15 protein-coding genes are annotated in these 20338 nt (G+C 49.3%); 7 read left to right on the top strand and 8 right to left on the bottom strand.

The window, feature by feature from the left end; translation table 11 throughout:
- Positions 1-24: 24 nt before the first annotated feature.
- The 5 genes from HYN48_RS01570 to HYN48_RS01550 all read left to right on the top strand — a co-directional run bounded on the left by HYN48_RS01570 (position 25) and on the right by HYN48_RS01550 (position 6178).
- Positions 25-1056 (top strand): ligase-associated DNA damage response exonuclease, encoded by a 1032-nt coding sequence (locus tag HYN48_RS01570; RefSeq protein ID WP_108369465.1) that lies wholly within the window; start codon positions 25-27, stop codon positions 1054-1056.
- Positions 1053-2654 (top strand): ATP-dependent DNA ligase, encoded by a 1602-nt coding sequence (locus HYN48_RS01565; RefSeq protein ID WP_108369464.1) that lies wholly within the window; start codon positions 1053-1055, stop codon positions 2652-2654. The genes HYN48_RS01570 and HYN48_RS01565 overlap by 4 nt, the downstream gene beginning before the upstream one ends.
- Positions 2655-2686: 32 nt before the next feature.
- Entirely contained in the window at positions 2687-5155 is a 2469-nt protein-coding gene (locus HYN48_RS01560; protein WP_108369463.1) for a ligase-associated DNA damage response DEXH box helicase, read from the top strand.
- Complete coding sequence (gene pdeM, locus HYN48_RS01555; RefSeq protein ID WP_108369462.1) at positions 5152-5787, top strand: ligase-associated DNA damage response endonuclease PdeM; 636 nt, start codon at positions 5152-5154, stop codon at positions 5785-5787. The genes HYN48_RS01560 and pdeM overlap by 4 nt, the downstream gene beginning before the upstream one ends.
- A gap of 79 nt (positions 5788-5866) precedes the next feature.
- The gene (locus tag HYN48_RS01550) at positions 5867-6178 is read left to right on the top strand and encodes a hypothetical protein (RefSeq protein WP_108369461.1); all 312 of its coding nucleotides are present in this window, start codon (positions 5867-5869) and stop codon (positions 6176-6178) included.
- Between the two features lie 64 nt (positions 6179-6242).
- Here HYN48_RS01550 and apaG read toward each other — a convergent pair whose 3' ends face one another.
- Both apaG and HYN48_RS01540 read right to left on the bottom strand, forming a co-directional pair.
- On the bottom strand, positions 6243-6629 hold the full coding sequence (gene apaG / locus HYN48_RS01545) for a Co2+/Mg2+ efflux protein ApaG (RefSeq protein ID WP_108369460.1): 387 nt from the start codon (positions 6627-6629) through the stop codon (positions 6243-6245).
- Between the two features lie 75 nt (positions 6630-6704).
- Positions 6705-7955 (bottom strand): type IX secretion system plug protein, encoded by a 1251-nt coding sequence (locus HYN48_RS01540; protein ID WP_108373264.1) that lies wholly within the window; start codon positions 7953-7955, stop codon positions 6705-6707.
- Between the two features lie 159 nt (positions 7956-8114).
- On the opposite strand from HYN48_RS01540, the gene HYN48_RS01535 reads away from it, so the two are divergent.
- Positions 8115-10925, top strand: a complete 2811-nt coding sequence (locus HYN48_RS01535) for a M16 family metallopeptidase (RefSeq protein ID WP_245945971.1) — start codon at positions 8115-8117, stop codon at positions 10923-10925.
- Between the two features lie 117 nt (positions 10926-11042).
- On the opposite strand, the gene HYN48_RS01530 is transcribed toward HYN48_RS01535, so the two are convergent.
- The 5 genes from HYN48_RS01530 to HYN48_RS01510 all read right to left on the bottom strand — a co-directional run bounded on the left by HYN48_RS01530 (position 11043) and on the right by HYN48_RS01510 (position 18979).
- Positions 11043-11807, bottom strand: coding sequence for a class I SAM-dependent methyltransferase (locus HYN48_RS01530; protein ID WP_108369459.1), 765 nt, complete (start codon positions 11805-11807; stop codon positions 11043-11045).
- Positions 11807-12625 carry a type I methionyl aminopeptidase gene (map, locus tag HYN48_RS01525; RefSeq protein ID WP_108369458.1) on the bottom strand — a complete coding sequence of 273 codons (819 nt, stop codon included), beginning with the start codon at positions 12623-12625 and terminating at the stop codon, positions 11807-11809. The genes HYN48_RS01530 and map overlap by 1 nt, the downstream gene beginning before the upstream one ends.
- 97 nt (positions 12626-12722) lie before the next feature.
- A complete protein-coding gene (locus HYN48_RS01520; RefSeq protein ID WP_108369457.1) occupies positions 12723-14918 on the bottom strand; it encodes a T9SS type B sorting domain-containing protein in 2196 nt (731 codons plus the stop codon).
- A 45-nt stretch (positions 14919-14963) separates the two neighbouring features.
- Positions 14964-16481: a 2,3-bisphosphoglycerate-independent phosphoglycerate mutase gene (gene gpmI, locus HYN48_RS01515; protein WP_108369456.1), complete on the bottom strand. Its 1518-nt coding sequence runs from the start codon at positions 16479-16481 to the stop codon at positions 14964-14966.
- 77 nt (positions 16482-16558) lie between these two features.
- Positions 16559-18979 (bottom strand): DUF5916 domain-containing protein, encoded by a 2421-nt coding sequence (locus HYN48_RS01510; protein ID WP_108369455.1) that lies wholly within the window; start codon positions 18977-18979, stop codon positions 16559-16561.
- Between the two features lie 197 nt (positions 18980-19176).
- Here HYN48_RS01510 and HYN48_RS01505 point away from each other — a divergent pair, with 197 nt between their 5' ends.
- Entirely contained in the window at positions 19177-19893 is a 717-nt protein-coding gene (locus HYN48_RS01505; protein WP_108369454.1) for a murein L,D-transpeptidase catalytic domain family protein, read from the top strand.
- On the opposite strand, the gene HYN48_RS01500 is transcribed toward HYN48_RS01505, so the two are convergent.
- Positions 19888-20328 carry a GNAT family N-acetyltransferase gene (locus HYN48_RS01500; RefSeq protein WP_108369453.1) on the bottom strand — a complete coding sequence of 147 codons (441 nt, stop codon included), beginning with the start codon at positions 20326-20328 and terminating at the stop codon, positions 19888-19890. The two genes, HYN48_RS01505 and HYN48_RS01500, sit on opposite strands and share 6 nt — an antisense overlap.
- Positions 20329-20338: the final 10 nt, after the last annotated feature.

Below are 20338 nucleotides of genomic sequence, written 5' to 3'. Positions count from 1 at the left end.
TTTATAAGAAGTGAAAATCCGCTTATGAACAAAACTCCGCTGCTCGTTTTTAATGACAAAGGCATCTATTGCCAGCAGGCTGACGTATATCTCGATCCCTGGCGGCCCGTCACCAATGCCATCATCACCCACGGCCACTCCGACCACTCACGCTGGGGCCACCAAAACTACATTACCCACCATCAGAATGTGCCCATCATCCGTCACCGTCTTGGCGAAATCAACGTGACCGGCAAAAGCTGGAATGAAACGTTCGTTGTCAACGGGGTGAAGTTTTCACTGCATCCCGCCGGCCACATCGTGGGCAGTTCGCAGGTTCGGGTAGAGTACAAAGGCGAAGTCTGGGTATTTACCGGAGATTACAAAACCGAGGACGACGGCATCTCGCAGCCCTATGAAGTCGTGAAATGCGACACCTTCATCACCGAATGTACTTTCGGCCTGCCTGCTTTCAACTGGCTGCCGCAGAAAGACGTGTTCAGCGATATCAATAGCTGGTGGGCTGAGAACAGGGCAGAAGGCCGAACCTCTGTTTTGTTTGGCTACACTTTGGGAAAGGCGCAACGCCTGATGAAACACCTGGACACTTCGATAGGGAAAATTTATACCCACGGCGCCGTCGAGAACATGACCGAAGTTCTGCGCCAAATCGTCAAGCTCCCTGAAACCACGCTGATTACCTCTGCCACAAAAAAGGAGGAGCTCCTCGGGAACATCGTCATTGCACCGCCCAGTGCGCACGGCAGCCCGTGGATCCGGAAAATGACGCCATTTGTCACCGGTACCGCGAGCGGCTGGATGGCCTTCCGTGGCGCACGCGCCAGGCGCGCCATTGACAAGGGATTCGTGCTAAGCGACCATTGCGACTGGTATGCGCTGTTAGACAGCATCAAGGCGACCGGTGCCGAGAAGGTGATCTGCACGCACGGCTATTCCGATATTTTCTCGAGATACCTGCGCGAGTTGGGTTACGACGCGCGCACGGCCAATACGCAGTACGAAGGCGAATCCGCAGAAATGGGCACGGCAACCACAGAAAACGACACCGCGGCATGAAGAATTTCGCCAACCTGATAAAAGCCTTGGACAGTTCCAATAAGACGAGCGTAAAGGTCAAGGCACTCACGGAATACTTCCTTCATGCTTCAGATGAAGATAAGGTATGGACGATCGCCATCCTGTCGCACCGCCGTCCGCCGCGTCCGGTCAATACCACGCTGCTGCGTATATGGGCGAATGAACTCGCGGCCATCCCGTTGTGGCTTTTCGAGGAAAGCTACCATATTGTAGGCGATCTCGCGGAAACCATAGCGCTCATCATTCCGACGACACGGGAACATTCCGACAAAAGCCTCTCCGAATACCTTCATGAAATGATTGCGCTCAAAAGCAAAACCGACGAGCAGAAACGTGCGTACCTGCACGAGAACTGGCTGGCGCTGAATTATTATGAACGATTCGTGTTTACCAAACTCATCACCGGCAGCTTCCGCATCGGGGTAAGCCAGAAACTGATGACACGCGCACTATCAAAAGCGACTGAAGTGGATGAGGATGTCCTGGCATACAAGCTCATGGGAAACTGGAACCCGGCGACGATTTCGTTCCGGGAATTGGTATTGGATGAAAAAAGCAGCGACTACCTTTCAAAACCGTATCCGTTTTATCTGGCCTACCAGATTGAAGGAGCCGTCTCATCACTTGGGGCACCTGAAGACTGGGCGGTTGAGCACAAATGGGACGGCATCCGGTCGCAGACAATCATACGGGATGGCGGGGTGTACGTGTGGAGCCGCGGCGAGGAACTTGTGACCGACAAATACCCGGAATTCGGGAGTTTCATCGGTGCTATTCCTGACGGGACGGTAATTGACGGTGAAATCCTGCCGTTTCCAAACGGTGAAATCGGTACGTTTAACGACCTGCAGACACGCATCGGGCGCAAAACGGTTTCAAAAGAGCTGCTGGCCAAAACGCCGGTGATTATCAAAGCCTACGATTTGCTCGAATGGGAGGGCAAAGATATCCGCCAACATCCTTATGACGTACGGCGGGAGCTTTTGGAACAGCTCCTGGATTCGGTAAAACACCTGGGATTGCCGCTGCTTCTGTCGCAAAGTATGGTTTTTAATTCCTGGGAACAGGTTACTGAAGAACGCCTCAGGGCCAGGGACATGCGCAGTGAGGGACTGATGCTGAAACGACGCGGTTCGGGGTATGAAGTGGGCCGTAAAAAAGGCGATTGGTGGAAATGGAAAATCGAGCCGCTCGTCATAGATGCCGTGCTCACCTATGCGATGCGCGGTTCAGGCCGGCGTACCAATCTGTTTACCGATTATACTTTTGCACTATGGCAGACCAATGCGCAGGGCGAGAAGGAGCTGGTGACTTTTGCCAAAGCGTATTCAGGACTCACCGATGCAGAATTCCGAAAGGTCGATGACTGGATCCGTAAGAACACGCTGGAACGTTTCGGGCCGGTACGCAGCGTGACGCCGCAATTGGTTTTTGAGATCGGGTTTGAAGGCATCGCGTTGTCGAAAAGGCATAAAAGCGGTGTAGCCACGCGATTTCCGCGGATTTTACGTTGGCGGCATGACAAGAAGATCGATGAAGCCAATACTGTTGAAGACCTGAAAAATATGATTTCATAAATAACGTATTAAAAACCACCCGTCCGCAGATAATGAACAGGACCCAACTCTTTCAAATCGCAGAAAACTGGTTCCAAAGCCAGGGGTGGAAATCATTTCCATTCCAAAAAGAAACCTGGACAGCATTCCTGCAGGGTAAAAACGGCTTGTTGAATGCCCCGACGGGCAGTGGGAAAACGTATGCGTTGTGGATACCGGTGGTGCTGAATTATATCAGGCAAAACCCCGATTACCAAAGCAGGCACAAACCCGGACTCAAAGCGGTATGGATCACGCCGTTGCGCGCATTGTCGGTGGAAATCAAGCAGGCCGCGGAGCGCGTCGTGAAAGACCTGGGCGCGCCGATGACCGTCGGGATCCGCAGTGGAGATACCTCGACTGCCGAGCGCGCAAAACAGAAGGACAAAATGCCGGATTTGCTGGTGACGACCCCGGAGAGTTTGCAGCTTTTACTCGCATCAAAAGGTTATGACAAGGTATTTAAGGACTGCACCGCAATCATTATTGACGAATGGCACGAATTGCTCGGGACCAAACGCGGCGTGCAGGTCGAGCTCGCTTTGTCGCGCTTGAAATCGATTACCGGTGATATGCGCATCTGGGGCATTTCGGCAACGATCGGCAACCTGCAGCAGGCCCGCGAAGTGTTGCTGGGCGTTGACTCAGAGGCGTTGCGGAATTCAGTCCTGGTGCATGCGCACATCAATAAGAAAATCAAGATACTGTCGGTCATCCCTGAAAAGATGGAAGCCTATCCCTGGCGCGGGCATATGGGGCTGCACCTGATCGATGAGGTGGCGAAGATCGTCCGCAGGAGCAGGACCACTTTGATTTTTACCAATGTGCGTTCGGCATGCGAGATCTGGTTCCAGCGCCTGCTGGAAAAATACCCGGAATTTGCGGGCGAGATGGCAATGCACCACGGCAGTATCAACCGCGATACGCGTTTGTGGGTGGAACAGGCCATACGGGACGAACAACTTAAAGTGGTCGTATGTACCTCGAGCCTCGACCTGGGCGTCGATTTTGCGCCCGTCGAAACCATCATCCAGGTAGGCGGCCCGAAAGGGGTGGCGCGGTTTATGCAACGCGCAGGCCGCAGCGGACACCAGCCGGGCAAGGAAAGCGTGATTTACTTTCTGGCGACCTATGCCATGGAACTCATAGAGGCTTCCGCGCTCAAGAAGGCAGTTGCTGAAACGGTTGTAGAAGATCGTGTGCCCTACCTGAACAGTTGGGATGTACTCGTGCAGTATCTCAATACGCTTGCGGTTTCGGATGGTTTTTTTCCGGATGACATTTATCGGGAAGTTAAAGGCACATTTTGTTACCAGGCAATGACACCCGAGAACTGGCAGTGGATCCTGAACTTCATCACTAAAGGCAGCCAGAGCCTGCAGGCCTACGACGAGTATAAAAAAGTGGAAATCCTGGAAAACGGATCGTTTAAGATTACAAGCAGGCGAATCGCCATGCACCACCGCATGCAGATCGGGACCATCGTGGGCGACGCGGTTATGAACGTGAAGTATCTGGGCGGCGGTTTTATCGGGACGATTGAGGAATGGTTTATCTCAAAGCTCAAGCCCGGCGACGTGTTTACCTTTGCCGGTCGCAAGCTTGAGTTGTTCCAGGTAAAGAACATGCAGGTTATCGTAAGGCGCGCCGATCATGCCAAAAGTTCCAAATTAACCAGCTGGATGGGCGGCAGGCTGTCGTTTTCTGCGCAGATGAGCGAAATGCTCCGTCAGGAAATGTACCTCGCCAATTCAGACAAGCTGACCCCGGAACTCAAGGCCATGGCGCCGGTTTTCAAACGCCAGCGAAAGGAGTCCATCATCCCTGGAGCCGATGAGTTCCTGGTTGAAATGTTTAAGACCCGCGAAGGTTTCCATGCCATTTTCTATCCGTTTGAAGGACGGTTTGTGCATGAGGCGCTCGCGAGCCTGTTGGCCTACCGCATCAGTTTGCTGTCGCCGATTTCTTTTTCCCTGGCCTACAATGATTACGGCTTCGAATTGCTTTCAGACCAGGAGATTGACATGCAGTCGGTGCTGGACAACAATTTGTTTTCAACCGAATATGTGCACCATGATTTGCAGCACAGCCTCAATGCCACCGAGATGGCCCGACGGAAATTCCGCGACATCGCCGTCATCGCAGGCCTCGTTTTTACCGGTTATCCCGGGCAGCTGATCAAAACCAAGCACCTCCAAAGCAGTTCTCAACTGCTGTTTGCGGTATTCCGCGATTATGAGCCCGATAATTTATTACTGCAGCAGGCGTACCGCGAAACTTTTGAACACCAGCTCGAAGAAGGACGTTTAATCGTAGCTTTGGAAAGAATCAATAAACAGGAAATTGTCGTGCGTAAATGCGCCAAGCCGACGCCTTTCAGCTTTCCGATTATTACAGACCGGCTCCGGGAGAAACTCAGCAGCGAGACCCTTGCCGACCGCATCGCAAAAATGACCGCTTCCTTTATGAAAAACGACAAATGACACAGGACATTTCGATTTTGGGGCATACCTTCACACTGCACCCATCGGCGGCGGTTTTCTGGAAAGAACGGAGTACGCTGCTGATTTCAGATGTGCATTTAGGGAAAGTCTCGCATTTCCGGAAACATGGTGTCGCAGTCCCGGAAAATGCAGTGGCAGCCAATTTCCATCGGCTTGATGCGGTGCTCACGCATTTCGAGCCTGAGACGGTGATTTTCCTCGGTGACCTCTTCCATAGTAAGAAGAATCGCGAGTGGGAGCTTTTTGACGGCTGGGTACAATCTGCGGAGGCGAGAATCGTACTGGTGGCGGGAAACCACGACATTATCGCACAGCGGCATTACGATGACCTGGGCATATTGGTGGTCAAAGAATTGGTGTCTGACGGATTTTTACTGACCCACCACCCCGAGGAGCGGGACGGCTTATTCACCTTCTGCGGGCACATCCATCCAGCGATTGAGTTGCGGGGAATCGGGAGGCAGTTTATTAAACTTCCGTGTTTTTTCAGGAAAGAAAATCAGATGATCCTGCCCGCGTTCGGGGAATTCACGGGCACTTATGTGCTCATGCCCGAAAACGAAGATTGCGTCTACGCGATAGCGCAGGATAGGATAGTCAAAGTCTGTTGACGGAATACTGTAATTTTTTCGATTTTATCCATAAGTTTTGGCCCGATACCAAATGTAACTTTATGAAAAAAGAAAAGTTATGAAACCAAATGAAAACACCCCGAACGCAGATGAAACCAAAACATGGGAGCATCTGGGCAGGCACGATGACGACCCGGCGCTGATGGTTCCCGGGACAGCAGGAAACGTTAGTACGCTGCCCCATGCCGATGCCGAGTCAGAACGCCGGATCCACGCGATGCAGGATCGTGACGAGCAAACTGATGATGATGACCGTGACGAAGAGGATGAGGAATCGCACAAGTCAGACTGGGGCGATGTCGATCCGCAGCATGACTCCAGGTCACCGCGCTCACCGATGGATCCTTCCGCACCGGGAAGCGCCGTTTAACCACTCAGCAAAAGAAAAAATGCCCCGATAAGGGGCATTGTCTTTTATAGTTGGACGCAATTCGTCAGTTTAATGCGAATGGTGCACTGAGGCGAAAATTGGGTACAATCACCCGGAAGTTGCGCGTCGTGGTAAAATTCACCATGTTAAAATAGCCTTTCATCGCGCCAAATGGTGATGACAACAGGCAGCCCGAGCTGTATGTATGTTTTTCTCCGGGTTTCAACACGGGTTTTTTGCCGATGACACCTTCGCCATCAACAATTTCCAATTCGTTCAGAGAGTCGAAAATTTCCCAGTGCCGGGAAATCAGCTGGACCGAATCCTTACTTGAGTTTTCTATGGTAATCTCATAACTAAAGGCAAAATGGATCTTGTAGTTCTTGAAGTAGGTGCCTTCAAAACTGGTGTGTACGGAAATCTTGATGCCTCTCGTTATTTGTGTAACCATTTGTACGGCAGAATTTAAAACACCCAAATTTACAAAAAAATGCTTGGAACCGACAGCCGCGGCGTTAAATTTTGATTAATTGGTAATATCTACGGAAGTGGCCACACCTTTACCAATAACGCGGTCATAGCGCTGTCCGTTTTCCCGATAGTACACTACGACGAAATAATTGTTTTCGGTTTGGTAGAAATTGCCGTCAATGGCATGCTCCCGGTCAATGTTGCCTTTCGCATCGGATATGGTATACCTGAAATTCGTAAAGCCCTGTTTGATCAGCAATGCTTTCTCATAACTGGCTTTCGCGGCATTATAATCCATCTTGAACTCGGGATCGATGGCGTAATTGTTGAACATCCCGTTGATATAAATATCCTTGTTCCCGAAATAGTTGGGCGCCGACAGCGTAAAGAAAACCCAGACGTAATCCGCTTCGAGCTCGTTGTTTTCGGCATTGATGTTCTTGATCTGGAAATTGCCGTTGATGTCGGGAAAATAGGTATACGGACTGTTTGCGCGCGCTGTATTTGGGTACAGGTAAGCATTGTAAGTATCCTGGGCATCCACGCGAAGCACATTATTCGTCGCGCCGCGCACATCCTTGTTTTCAAAATACAGAAACTCGTTGCCCGCCCAGAACTGCGTTTCAGCATCGTATTTGTAAATCAGGTCGTTCCCTATGGTGTACTGTGGCTTGATGTTGGTGATTCCCGAATTGATTTCTGCGTTTTGGAACAGCAGCACTTTGACGTTTTGCAGCGGACTTTGGAACTGGATGTTCTTTGACCGGATGGCGAAGTCGAGGTTTTGTTTAAAATCGATTACCCCTATGTTTCGGGCCCTTTTGATCTGCAATGGCACCGAAACCAAATCTTCATACAATATAAATTTTCTTGAAAAAACCACCTCCCTGTTCTCATTGAGGATTTTAAGCATGTAATTTCCGGTCACTTTAAACCGGGTAAACCTGTTGGGGAACGACAGCTTGTAATGCGAATACAGCTGCAAGGTGTTGAACGAATTGTTGTATTCCTGGATGCGCTGGTCGTCAAACCCATCGATGTATTCGCTTTCCGAAAGATCCGATTTTGTCCAGTCGTAATTGCAATGGACCAGTTGGTAATAATAATTCGCCTCGTTGCCGTAAAGGTCGTCAAACTGGAACTGGAACGTATCGCTGAGGTTGAAGACGGGTATCGCATTCTGGCCGCTTTGAACGAAGGTTACGGTCTTTATGTTGAAAGGCGGGATAATTTCGGTATCGGTCTGGGCCCGGCCGGATGCGGACACCAGCAAAAAGGAAAGCAGGAAATAACAGTAATGCTTCATCATAAAATATATTCTCGGTAGTAAATATAAACAAATAAATGTGATTTAAATTGCTGCGGGAGGTGCTTTGAAAGTAACACATTATTGTTAAATATTGCGAATTCTGCGCGGGATATCCTGATAATATGCTACATTGAGGCTCTTAAATCACGAAACCTTATGAAACAAATGAACAAAGCATGGCTGTTGCTGTTGGCATTTCCACTGTCAATAAGCGCGCAGGATCTTACCGGAACGGGTAAAATCCCTTTTGATCCGAATGTGAAAACCGGAAAGCTCAAAAACGGGCTTACGTACTTTATCCGGAAAAATGACAAACCTGCAGACAAGGTAGACCTCCGGCTGGTCATTAACGCCGGTTCGATCCTTGAGGAGGATGACCAGCAGGGACTGGCGCACTTCATGGAACACATGAATTTTAATGGGACAAAGCGTTTTCCAAAAAACAAACTTGTAGACTACCTGCAGAGCATCGGGGTCAAGTTTGGCCAGCACCTGAACGCCTACACCAGCTTTGATGAAACGGCTTATTTCCTGCCGATCCCTTCCGATGATCCTGAGAAACTTGAAAAAGGATTCCAGATTATCGAAGACTGGGCATTCAACGCCAACCTGACCCCTGAAGACATCGACAAGGAACGCGGCGTGGTGCTTGAGGAATACCGCCTTGGTCTTGGTGCCAACAAAAGGATGATGGGCCGTTACCTTCCCAAAATGATGTACAAATCACATTATGCAGACCGCCTTCCGATCGGAAAAAAAGAAGTGCTTGAGAATTTCAAATACGACAAACTGATCAGCTTTTATAAGGATTGGTACCGTCCGGACCTGATCAGCGTAATCGTGGTAGGGGATATTGACGTGGCTGAAATGGAGAAGAAAATCATCGACCATTTTTCGGCATACCAGAATCCGAAGAACGAAAAACCCAGGAAAACCTTTGACGTCCCGAACCACAAAGAGACCTTTATTGCCATTGAAAGTGATAAGGAAGCGTCAAGCGCAAATGTCCAGCTGCTTTACAAGGACACCGGCCTGCCGAGAAAAACCGTCACGGTGGATGATTACAAGATGAATCTCAAAGAAGGACTGTTCGTCACGATGCTCAACAACCGGCTCAATGAGCTGACCAATTCGCCTACGCCGCCGTTCACTTATGGCTTTTCTTACCATGGAGGGACTTTCGCGAGGACAAAAGAAGCCTTCCAGTCGATGGCCATGATGCAGGAAGACCAGCAGCTCTCGGCTTTGAATGTGCTGGTGACCGAAAATGCGCGTGCGAAAAAATTCGGATTTACGCAAGGTGAGCTCGACAGGGCAAAATCAGAATTTTTAGCGCGCTATGAATCCGCATTCAACGACCGCGATAAATCGGAATCACAGAATTTCATCGGGGAGTACCAGGCCTATTATCTCGAAGGCAGTCCGGCGCCGGGCATTGAATGGGAATACAATGCCGTACAGAAAATCCTCCCGCAGATCAGCCTTTCCGATGTGAGTACGTTCCTCAATGACTACATCAGGGACGACAATAGGGTAGTGGTCATCACCGGTCCCGAAAAGGAAGGGCTCAAAAAAGCTACGGAAAAAGAGGTGCTCGCTGCACTCAACGTGAATGAAAGTGACCTCAAGCCTTACGAGGATACGGCCATTGCGGAGGGCTTGTTGCGGCATCCTGTAAAAGCGGGCAGCGTTGTAAAAAAAGAATCCGATCCGAAGATTGGATCGACGACCCTGTATCTTTCAAACGGGGCCAAAGTCATATACAAGAAAACGGATTTCAAGAATGATGAGATTGTCATGGAAGGCATCAGCTGGGGCGGTTCAAACCTCTATTCGGATGACGACTACAAAAAGACACAATTCGCTGACGGCGCTTTGATGGAAGCCGGTTTTTCCGGACTGAAACTCAACGACATCAACAAATTCATGTCCGGGAAGATTGCCAATGTATATCCTTACGTCAGCAATATCACAGAAAACATCAGCGGTAACGCCACGCCGAAGGATTTCGAATACATGTTTGAAATGATCCATGCGTATTTTACCGACCTCAATATGGATAAGGACGCCTTCGAAGGATACAAACAAAAGCAATCGGCGTTTTTTAAAAACCTCACCTCACAGCCATCGGTGTATTTCCAGAAAGAACTGTATTCGTTCCTGATGAAGGACAACCCGAGGTTTGCCGGAATATTTCCTGATGACAACGCCTGGAAGATGACCGATTACGAACTGGCGTATAAGAAATTCAGGGAGCGTTTTGCCGATGCCGGTGACTTCGAATTTTATTTCGTGGGCAATATAGACGATCAGGCAATAGCCGATTATTCAGCGAAGTACCTTGCGTCGTTGCCGTCGACAGGGCGGAAGGATCAGGTCGTGGATCCGGGTTACAGGCTCGTGAAGGGTGACCTGAAAAAGGTCATTAACAAAGGGGCTGACCCGAAAAGTACCGTAACGATTATGTATTACGGAGATGCCGCTTATTCTCCCAAAGAAGCGCTGGCGCTCGAGGCACTGGGCGAGGTGCTCACCATCAAATTGATTGAGCAACTCAGGGAAAATGAAAGCGGTGTGTACGGAATCAGCGCGCGTGGATACATGAACAAAATGCCCCACGGCAGTTTCGGCTTCAACATCGGATTCCCCTGCGGACCTGAAAATACCGATAAGCTGGTTGCTTCCGCACTGAAGGAACTCCAGAAAATCATTGACAATGGGCCTGAAGCAAAAGATCTTGAAAAGTACAAGGAGGCCGAATTGCTCGATTACAAGAAGAACATCAGGGAAAACAGCTATTGGCTTGAAAATTTCACCGATGCTTACGTAAATTCCTCAAATCCCGCCGATGTGCTCGGTAAAGAAGATAAGATTAAGGCGATTACGGGCAAAGACCTTCAGGATGTGGCCAGGAAATATCTCACCAAGGATAAAGTAATCGGGATTTTGATGCCGGAGAAAAGTTAGGTTTCCGTATGAGGGAACCAGACCATATGTCAACGTCCTGTTGACAATAATGTAAAAAGCCTGATGCTGTTGCGTCAGGCTTTTTTATTTGGATTTTGAAATAACCCTGGCGGCGAATTACTTGAAACAAACCGGGATAATTTCTCCCGGGGCCAGGCAATACTGCACCACAAGTTCCGCGGGCAGTTTTTTCGTGTAATCTTCTTCAATCACCTGAAAACCGATGCTGCGCAGTTTGTCGAAATAATCCCGGCCATACACGCGGACGTGGTCGTATTGGCCGAAAATTTTTGCGCGCTCCTTCGGGTCGGTAATCGTGTCGTCTGTAAAAGTATGCTCGCGTGATAAATCCTGCGGGATCTGGAAAATCCCCATGCCGCCAGGCTTCAGCACCCGGTACAATTCCTGCATCGCTTTGGTGTCATCGGGGATGTGCTCCAGGACATGGTTGCAAAGGATCACATCATATTGGTTGTCCGCGAACGGCAGATTACAGATGTCGGCCTTTACATCAGCCAGCGGGGAATATAAATCTGTCGTGGTGTAATCGAGGTTTTTCCGGTTTCGGAATAATGTATAGAAAGCCTGTTCGGGTGCAAAATGCAGCACTTTTTTCGGCGCCGTGAAAAAATCGGTTTCATTGTTGAGGTACAGCCACAGCAGGCGATGTCTCTCGAGCGAAAGCGTACTTGGTGATAGTACGTTGTTGCGCTGCGTACCGTAGCCGTATGGCAGAAACATGGAAAAGCTTTTCCCATCAATCGGGTCGGTGAATTTTTTGCCTTTCAGCAGCCAGGCCAATACGGGGCGTGCCAGATAACTCAGCCGGATCAGTAAAGGCCGCGGGACCGTATTGAGCAGCAGCTTAAAGATTTTTTTCATCAGATGGCCAATGGCATTTTGCGAAACTCATTTTCTTCATCAGAGGCAATCCCCAGCGCTTTGTAAATGTAAGCGAATGTCGAAAGCAACTCGGGTTTTCCGTCAACCAGTGCCACATTGTGCTCGAAATGCGCGCTCGGTTTCTTATCCGCGGTTACAATTGTCCATCCGTCCTTGAGCGTCTTGATATTGCGCGTTCCCATATTGATCATCGGCTCAATAGCGATGGTCATGCCTTCGACGAAAAGCTTGCCACGGCCGCGTTTGCCATAATTCGGCACTTCGGGATCTTCGTGCATTTTTTCGCCCAATCCGTGCCCGACAAGTTCGCGCACCACGCCGTAGCCGTGCGATTCGGTATATTTCTGGATGGCGCTGCCAATGTCTTCAACGCGGTTTCCGGCGCGGAATTCCCTGATCCCAATGTACAGCGATGCCTTGGTCACTTCGAGCAGTTTTTGGGTTTTCGGGTCGATGTCACCGATGGCGAAGGTATAGGCATGATCGCCATAGAATTTGTTTTTCAGCACCCCGCAATCCACCGATACGATATCGCCTTCCTCAATAGGGCGGTTCGTAGGGAGTCCGTGGACAACCTGTTCGTTAACGCTCGTAAGCAGTGTCGAAGGGCAGCCGTAAAGACCCAGGAAACCAGGTACGGCCTGGTGGTCACGGATGAATTGTTCCGCCATTTTATCCAGTTCGAGCGTGGTGATGCCCGGCCTGATTTCGGTAGCTATCATTCCCAGTGTTTTGGAAACGAGCAGTGCACTTTCGCGCATCAGCTCAATTTCTTCCGGTGTCTTAGGTATAATCATGATGGTATTTTCAGGTGGCAAAAGTACGCTTTTAGTTGGAAAGTAGCAAAGTGCCTCAACGCCAAACTTTTTACTCCAAAACCGGAATTTGGACCTCCTAACGTTTCAGTGAAAAGTGACCCAGAAATTCCTTTGCCTGTCCGCCGACAGTGTAGTTGATGCGGAACCAATAGTCGTCAGCCGGCACAGGCCTGCCGTTGTAGGTGCCGTCCCATCCGGTTTCATTCGCCGTGAGTTCAGTGATCAGCTTCCCGAAACGGTCATAGACAAACACATTGGACTGGTCCAGTGCCAGCCGTCCGCCAATGTTCCAGTAGTCATTGTACCCATCGCCGTTCGGTGTGAAAAAACGAGGGTAATCGGCGACGACGACCATAGTGCTGAGCTCCCCACAGCCATATTGATTGCGGACGCGCAGATTGTAAATGCCTTCTTTGACGTCCGTAAAAACATTGCTCTGCTGCCAGGGCGTATTGTCAAGGCTGTATTCAAAATCATCAGACGGTGGCGTAACTACTGCCGTAATCGTATTGTCAGTATCAAAAGCCACGAGCTCGGCTGGATTGCCCTTGAGCGAAAATGGCACGAGTGAATTCCTGACGGTAAAGTTAGCTACCGTCTGGCAAAGCGTCGGATAGGCCAGATCGGTGATCCTGACAGAATAATCGCCTTCATGCTCTGTCGTGAAAACGGGGCCATTGGCACCGATGATCTCATTGCCTGCTTGGGCATCAAAACCGTTAAACCATATGAAATCGTAATTGCCCTGCGATAAACCAGAGTCGATGAGCGCGGGATTCACGACATTACCATCGATGTCGATACAGACGTAGTAAAATTGCCTTACCTTGTGGAATGGGCTGTGACGAACATATATTTCCTGCTCCAGTATACGGTAACAGTAAATTCCAGTCTCGCTGTCATTATTCAAAGTACTGTTGATGCGTACGTAAATCACCTGATGTGCTTTTTCTGTATTTTTAAAAGCCTGCGGATTTGGAATGTTGTAATCATTATTAGCTTCGGCATCATCCAAATTGATGTAATACCTGAAGCTGATGCCGGAAGGCGTATTGCCGGCCATTTGCTCCTCATGTTGTGTTAGGTCGAAGACGGTATAGCCACTATCGTCGCAATATTGGATTGCCTCAGGGTTTACTGCACTGCCGGGGAGCTGCCTTACTTCCAGGGTCAGCGATGTGGTTACAGGGCAGGAGCTATTCTGCGGGTCGACAACGCGAACCAGAATAGTACGGCTGCCTGAGGTGTAAGCATTGGGATTGGGAATACCAATCCCGTTATCCATATCGTTTTGTGACTCATAAAATGTAACCGAATAGGCGGAATTAGAATTTGTAATCTGCGAATTCCTGGCGGTCAGGTTAAACACCGCATCGGGATTTCCACAGCCTCTAATCGGGTCAGGAGGCGTAATGACGGGACTTGTAATTGCGATGGCTTCATCGGTGTAAACTTCCAGATTATCAATTACGACAGCGGGGTCTGTGCTGTCATAGGCACTCATTTCCACCCTGTAGGTTCCGCTTTGGGATATGTTCAGTATGTTGGAATTCGATGGGGACGCCGTTACTGTACTGACAACAACATTGTCTTTGTACCACTTATAATTAAACCGCAGGTCTGCCGCGTTACCAGGAAAATCATCGGACTCGACAGTTGCAACCAAATTCCTGGTGTCGGGTGTGCAAAAACTGATTTGCTCAATATCGTTTCCCATATCATCCTGTATATCCACCGCCGACAAAAATCCGCAGTCCGAGCTTCCTGTCCCGCCGGTTTGCGTAATCGTAATCTCGCCCGGTACATTTGAATAATTATCAACCAGCAATACGTACAACTGTCCGGCCACGGCGTTGGGGAGCGTAACCTGTTCGATGGCCGCCGCTGACCAGCTGCAATCGATTTCCCTCAATTGGTTCAATTGGCCGCAAATACTGTTCAGGTTAGGAAACGGACCCCAAAGCACGAAATCGACATCCGTTCCATTGCCGTTATTGCTGACCTGGCTGATTTTCAGCTGGATGCTTCCGGACGTTTTGATTTTCATAAAAAACCAGGTGGGTCCCTGCAGCGGCTCGCCGATGCAGCTCGTATCGAAATTTTCGGCGCTGGTGTTGTTTACCGAATTGGTAAACGGTATGCTCGTGGCGCAGGATTGGTATTGCTGGAAATTGGCTTGCAGTTCCGCACAGGACGAAGCGCCGCCCTGAGCAAAAATCCATACCGAACATAATAAAAAGGCAGGCATTATCGCCCGGAGTAATATTTTCATTATTGCAAATAATATTTAAACAGCAAATCCGGCAGTTTTCCTACATTACAAAAGCGAATGTCTTGTCATCGCTTCGGGTTTCCCGATGCCCATGAGCTCAAGTATGGTGGGTGCAATATCGCCCAGAATGCCGCTGTTGATGTGTTTCAGTTCCGGATCCACAAGGATGATCGGCACGGGATTGGTCGTGTGCGCTGTATTCGGACTCCCATCAGGATTGATCATCGTTTCGCAATTGCCGTGATCGGCGATGACAATGGTGGTGTAATTGTTTTTCAAGGCAGCCGTTACGACTTTTTCCACACATTGATCCACCACTTCGCACGCCCTGATTGCGGCTTCCATCACGCCAGTATGCCCTACCATGTCGCCATTGGCAAAGTTCAGGCACACAAAGTCAACTTCGCCTTTATCGAGTTCAGGCACCAGGGCATCTGCGAGCTCAAAAGCGCTCATCTCAGGCTGCAGGTCATAGGTCGCGACTTTAGGGGAGTTCCTTAAAATTCTGGTTTCGCCTTCAAATGGCGCCTCCTGGCCGCCGGAGAAGAAAAACGTCACGTGCGGATATTTTTCGGTTTCGGCTATCCTGATTTGCTTTTTGTTGTTTTTTTCCAAAACTTCCCCAAGGGTTTCGGTAATATTGTCCTTGTCGAAAATCCTGTAAATGTTATGAAACGTATCATCATAATTGGTCATCGTCACATAATACAGGTTCATCTTGTGCATGTTTTCCTCAGGATGGTCCTTTTGTGAAAGTACTTCCGTGAGTTGCCTTCCGCGGTCGGTCCTGAAGTTGAAGAAAATCACCACATCACCTTCCTTGATTGTGACGAGCGGCTCATCATGGTCATTGGTCATGACAATCGGCGGAAGGAATTCATCTGTGATGTTTTTCGCATAATTTTCAGCGATGCTTTTCACGGCATCCTGCGAATGCGTGCCTTCGGCATGGACCAATAAATCATACGCCTGTTTCACCCGTTCCCAGCGCTTGTCACGATCCATGGCATAGTAGCGCCCAATCACGGAGGCCAGCTTTACCGATGTGCCTTTTACATGGTTCACAATGTCGCCGATAAAACCCGTGCCCGATTTTGGGTCCACGTCGCGCCCATCGGTAAACGCATGAATAAAAACCTTCTCCAGTCCGTAATCATGCGCCGCGTCAATCAGCCCTTTCAAATGGTTGATGTGTGAATGGACGCCGCCGTCGGAAACCAGTCCCAGCAAATGCACATCCTTATCATATTCCTTTGCATAATGGAACGCGTCGGCGACAGCCTTTTCCTTGTTGAACGTCTTATTTTCGACGGCAAGGTTAATTTTCACAAGATCCTGGTAGATGATTCTTCCGGCACCCAGGTTCATGTGTCCGACTTCCGAATTTCCCATTTGCCCGTCAGGGAGCCCTACGTTGAGTCCGTCCGTCCGCAATTCGGCCGTCGGGTAAGTTGCAAGCAGGTTTTTTATGAAGGGAATTTTTGCGTTATCGGGGGCGGAAACTTTAGGGTCCGGGGATTTTCCCCAGCCGTCCAGGATCATCAGAATGACTTTCTTGTTCATCGAAAAGGATTTTTGCAAAGATAATTGAATTCCAAGCCCTGCAGGTTAATAAAAACCAAAAACCGGCATGCTTTATCTTAAAACCACTTCCTCGCGCTGTTGTAATCGATGTAGTAGCGGAAGCTCACCGAAAAGATGTTGTTGAGGCTGTTGTCAAACAGGTTTTTGAGGTTTTCGCCGATTCCCCGCCGGATGTCGTTGCGGTAATCCAGGGCGTTGTTCCGGTATAGGATAGAAATCTGGCTGGCCGGCGCAAACCACCAGGCATACGAAAGGTCAAAATTCCATACATTAAAATTCTCATCGAGCACCGAAACCAGTGTCGCAGGCGACAGGTGCCCATCATTCTGCAATACAAAAAAATCATGGTTGTCTGAAAAGGACCAGTAATATCTTGCCGTCAGGTTAATGGTCATTTTATTGTTCAGCGCTAATTTCCCTGACAACTCATTGGTGATTGTTTTGATGTTCCTTTCCGCATAATAAATGTTCGTGGGGTCGTGTCCTACGTAGCCGCGGTCGTTCATCGATCGGACGTAATTAAACCCGTAAATCAGCAGAATCTTGTCGTTGATGCGGTATCTCGGGCTGAAAAAGAAACCATAGTCGCGGCGGCCTTTCTCATCATACCACTTTACAGACGGATTGAAATCAATGGCAAGGGTATTGTTATAATTTGAAGAAAATACGAAAAGCGTCGTGATGCTGCGCGGGATATAGGAATACCTTCCCGAAATGCGAGGCTGATAAAAATCAAAGCTTTCCAAAGGATTTGCCTGGAAAAGCAGACGGTAATAATCATTGCGGCGCGTGTTGCCTTCCGCTGAAAAATTGATGAAATTATCCTGCAACTTTCCGGTCGTGTTTTCAAGTTCGAGACTCGATTTCACGTCAGTCCGGAAAGTATTGAAAACCTTGGTAGGATTGAGGATGCGGTAACTGAAGTCGGCATATATATTGTGGTAATCGCTTTGGAACGCGATGCCGAGGTCGTTGATGTCATAATCTGCCGAAAGGTATTTCCCGAAAATCGTATAACGGTATTTGCCGCTGGTCTTTTCAAAATTCAGCGAGGTCTTGAAGCCGTCAGTTTGGCTCGCTGAGTAAATCGTGCTGTATTTGAAATCGCCTGACAAGTTGTACGAATTCTCTTTTGTGTTAAGATCGAAAAGCAGGCCGGCAACATTGGCATCGCGGTAGTGCCCTTCCCTCAGCGTGTTCGTATTGACAAGCGTCACCGAAGAGTTTTGGTTGAACCGCTGGTCAAGCACCAGCACATTGTAGTTTGTAAGCGGCTCGACCACACCCTCGCGTTTTTCACCCGTAGCCGTGTTTTGTACCGTGGCGTAGGTGCGCTCGGTTACCGCGTTCAGTACGCCAATCCCAAGCCCTTTTTTTGTCCGCCCCGACACTTTTACAGCATTCAGCAAATTGACCGTTGCCGGCGCATTGGCAATCGTTTCATTGACGGGATCAAAGTCTTCGGGCTGAAACCGGGGTGCGCCGCCGATGCGTCTCGAATATAAAAGCGCTCCCTTATTGAAGAGGTCGGTGCCTTCGGTAAAAAATGGGCGGTTTTCGGAAAATTGCTGCTCAAACGGACTCAGGTTCAGTATGACATTGTCGAAGCGCGTCTGACCGAAATCGGGTATCAGGATCGCATCCAGCGTGAATGAATCGTTGATGCCATATTTGATGTCCATTCCGGCTTTGAATTTATTGGCCGATCCGGATTCGTTGTTTTCATAATAATAAGAAGAGTAAGGGATGAAGAACAGCCTCGTGGAGGTCTTGACGTTTTCAATGCCCTCCAGGACGCCGTTCTGGTTGCGCGTCGAGCGGATCTCAGAATCAATCGGGCTCCACGTATAATGCTGCCGGTCGCGGCGGATGCTGCGGTAAAAATTCAATCCCCACGTCTGGACCTTCTCCTTCGAAAATCGAAGCGCCGCATAAGGTATTTTCATTTCCACAGTCCAACCAAAATCGGTGATCAGTACCTTGCTGTCCCAAATGCCGTCCCACGAAAAATCCTGGTTGAAATTGTCCGGCGACACGGCGCCGTCTTCTGTAGCCAGCCGGTCGAGCTGCACGCCCGAAGCGGTCACAAAAAACTGGAAATCCTGCTGGCCGTCATTGAACCCGTTGATGAAAACCCCAAAAATATCTGCTGTCCCCACGTTGTCACGCTGCGTAATCTCTTTCCGGATCTTTGAAGGGTCGTCGTCATGCATCGTCGCGGCGATGTAAACGGCGTCATTGTCGTAAAGTATACGGACTTCAGTATTCTTTGCGCTGTCAATCGGCTTGCCATTATCAGGCTGGAACATCACGAAATCACCGGCCAATGGGGCGGTCGTCCAGGCGGCCTCCGTAAATTTGCCGTCTACGGTTATTTTCTCGGACGTGTTCCTGGCTACGAGGATTTTTTTCTGAGCAAAAACATTTACGCCTGTGAGTAGCAACAGCGACAGGAATACTTGGTGAATTTTGCTCATAGGGGTTGATTGTGAGGCAAAAGTAAAAATTTAAAGTAAATTTCCTCGCATCCATACAATAATAAAAAGGCAGCAGCGTTTTGTAATTCCTACCCGATATTTCGCAAAAGTTAAAATTTGCCCATTATTTTGGCAGTCAGCCTTCGGTGCGTTACTTTTGCGGTCCCAAAGACGAAGTATTAACTTAAACATTTTCAATGGTATACAGAATATCGGCAGTCATTATTTTCGTTCTGACCAGCTTTTCCCCAATCGAAAAAACAGCAGTTAAAAAAGTTTCAGCAATCGCCACCGTCCCAGCCGCAACGGCATTTGAGACTGAAGCGTCAACGGTGTACAACAGCCTGAATGCAAACCATTTCGCGCTTCCTGATATCACAAGCTTCGCCCAGGGGCTTCAGGCCTTTTATGAATTAAAAGCATCAGGCGCATTGAAGAAAGATATCCTCACGCTGATTGATTTCAGCAAATCATCCAATACCAAACGTCTTTGGGTCATCGACATGGCAACCAATACCGTGCTGTACCAATCGTTGGTGGCGCATGGCAGGAACTCAGGCGACGAATTTGCAAACAGCTTTTCCAATGCGTCGGAATCGTATAAAAGCAGCCTCGGACTTTACGTTACCGGCGAGATTTACAACGGCAAGCACGGTGCCTCGCTCAAGCTGGATGGCATGGAAAAAGGCGTCAACAGCGCCGCACGTGCGCGGGGCGTCGTGATGCATGCAGCCGATTATGTATCGGAATCGTTCATCAGGAACAACCACCGCCTCGGGAGAAGCCAGGGTTGTCCGGCGCTGCCCGCTGAGCTCACACACGATATTATTGAGACGATTAAGAACAAGTCGTGCCTCTACATTTACCATCCGTCGCATACTGCAGCCACTACGGCAAAGGTGATGGCATCATAAAATGGCTTTAAACATCATATAATGCGGCCCGACGTTCCCGATCTCAAACGCCGGGCCGTTCTTTTGATAGCCTGCTTTTTCGTAAAATCCCACTGCAGTGGTGCGTGCGTTAAACCAGACGACGGTGCCGCCTTCGGTTTTGACAAACGCTTCCGCACCCGATAACAGTGCCGCGCCAAAACCCTTCATTTGATGTGTCGTCCGCACAGCCATGCCGCGAAGCTGGAACGCTTTCCCCGTCCCAAAAACAGGGTTCCCATGGTCAAGCACGGTCACGATTCCCGCCAGCATGCCGTTGTCGAACAACCCAAGGTGTACCGTTGTGGGCAATTCGTCTCCGTCGAAACGGCAGCTTTCAGGCGGTTGGCCCTTTCGCAGCACTTCCTGCCGCACTATATAGGTTTCTTCAGCGGTAATCTGCCTGATCGTATTCATTTATGGTTAA

This window comes from Flavobacterium magnum, from assembly GCF_003055625.1.
GTDB lineage: Bacteria > Bacteroidota > Bacteroidia > Flavobacteriales > Flavobacteriaceae > Flavobacterium > Flavobacterium magnum.
The sequence above is the reverse complement of the archived record's forward strand: the minus strand, read 5'-3'. Positions and strand labels throughout refer to the sequence as shown.